The following is a 222-nucleotide window of genomic DNA, read 5'->3' as shown; positions in this document are numbered from 1 at the left end:
CCGACGTGCAATATCTGGCTGAAGGCGAAACCAAGGTCGAAACCTTTGTGGTGTTGAGCCAAGACGGCACTGAGCACACGGTCACCATCACCATTACCGGCACCAACGATGTGCCTGTGATTGCTGGTGACGATGTTGGCGCGGTCACTGAAGATGCCACCGATCCAGTTCTGACTGACAGCGGCACCTTAACCATTACCGATGCCGACAGCGGCCAGGCGG

Annotated in this window: 1 protein-coding gene; it reads left to right on the top strand. The window is 57.2% G+C overall.

What is annotated here, in order from left to right; genetic code table 11:
- On the top strand, positions 1-222 hold a 222-nt coding region (locus MO387_RS21385), incomplete at both ends, for a VCBS domain-containing protein (RefSeq protein ID WP_242326529.1).

The organism is Shewanella sp. N2AIL (assembly GCF_022690845.1).
GTDB classification, from domain to species: domain Bacteria; phylum Pseudomonadota; class Gammaproteobacteria; order Enterobacterales; family Shewanellaceae; genus Shewanella; species Shewanella baltica.
Note: the sequence above shows the minus strand (reverse complement) of the source record. Positions and strands in the feature narration are given on the sequence as shown.